Below are 1,353 nucleotides of genomic sequence, written 5' to 3'. Positions count from 1 at the left end.
CCCCCTGACCAAGTCCTTGGCGGAGGCGAGCGTGGCCGCGTAAGCCTCCGGGCCCAGACTGGCCGCCCGCTCCGTCAGCCCGCGAGTCAGCGCGTAGATGGCGTCGACCGCGGCCCGCACCTCCGTGTCGGCGGGCAGCGCGCCTCGGGCCCGGGCGTCCCCGATGATCTCGGCGACGGTGTCGCGCAACGCTTTCAGCCCGGGGTACTCCGGTCGGCCGCGGCCCGGGTGCTCGTCGCTTTCCGCGCGGACCGCGCGATCGAATGCGGCCAGATGCGGATGCTCGCGCATCAGCCGGCTCGCCTCGTCCAGCACCGCCGCGATGCGCTCGACCACGCCGCCGGAACCCGCGGCGGCGGCTCGCAGCCGCGGCACCGCGATGCGCTCGATGTCCTCGACGGCCGCGTCCAGCAATTCGGACTTGTTCGGGAAGTAGTTGTAGAGGCTGGCGCTGGTGATGTTCGCAGCCCGGGCGATCTCACGGATGGTGGCGCCCGCGTACCCGACCTCGGCCACGCAGCGCATGGTGACAACGACGATCCGCTGCCGCGTCTCCTCGCCGCTGGCACCGACCGGACGTCCCCGTTGCGCCCGCGTCACCGTGCTGTCCTCACTCGCGCGTCCCGTCCGCCGGCTCTCGGTGCCCGACACAGTCGAATATAATCGAGTGATCGATTAGTTCCGGCTTCGCCGCGGAGGTGCGTAGTGCGTGATGGACGGAGCTGCCACGTGCTTCCCGCCGCATGAGCGCCACGCCGCCGCGATTGGGCCGCCCGGTGGGTGCCGACGGTGAGCAGACCCGGGCCCGCATCATCACCGCCGCGATGCGATGCGTGGCCGAGAATGGCTATTCGCGCACCACGATTCGCGAGATCGCCCGGGCGGCGAACATCACCAGCGGAAGCCTGTACCACTACTTCCCGAACAAGGCGGAGCTGATCAACGCCGCGATAGCGGCGCGCACGGACGTCGCGTTGCCGCGGCTGCGCGCGGCCGCCGCGCGCCCGGGGACCGCCGTCGACCGCATCGAGGCGGTGCTCGACGAATCGGGCCGGCTCATGCGCGAGTATCCCGATCTTGCCGCCTTCGAGTGGGTGATCCGCGCCGAAGGCGCTGTCGCCCGCGATTCGCGGCTCGCGGCCGACTTCCAGGTGTTTCGCGGAATCATCGAGGGTGTCATCGACGATGCCTACCGCCGGGGCGAGCTCGCGCACCGGGCCGACCGCAACGGCATCGTCGAGGCCGTCTACGCGCTGATCTATGGGTTGACGGAGCTGGCGGCCACGTCGCCGCCCCGGGACTATCACGCCGCGCTGGACGCGGCCAAGAAATTGATCCGGGGAACGTTGCTCG

The 1,353-nt window shown here is 70.9% G+C and carries 2 protein-coding genes; one reads left to right on the top strand and one right to left on the bottom strand.

Annotated features, from left to right (window positions below; all coding sequences use genetic code 11):
• The coding region (locus A5692_RS16545) for a TetR/AcrR family transcriptional regulator (protein WP_231984345.1) at positions 1–600 on the bottom strand (600 nt) is incomplete at its 3' end.
• A gap of 143 nt (positions 601–743) precedes the next feature.
• Here A5692_RS16545 and A5692_RS16540 point away from each other — a divergent pair.
• Positions 744–1,353 (top strand): TetR/AcrR family transcriptional regulator (locus A5692_RS16540; protein WP_068057752.1); only part of this gene is annotated, 610 nt, incomplete at its 3' end.

Origin of the sequence: Mycobacterium sp. E342 (assembly GCF_001667665.1) — a bacterium.
Taxonomy (GTDB): Bacteria; Actinomycetota; Actinomycetes; order Mycobacteriales; family Mycobacteriaceae; genus Mycobacterium.
The sequence above is the reverse complement of the archived record's forward strand: the minus strand, read 5'-3'. Positions and strand labels throughout refer to the sequence as shown.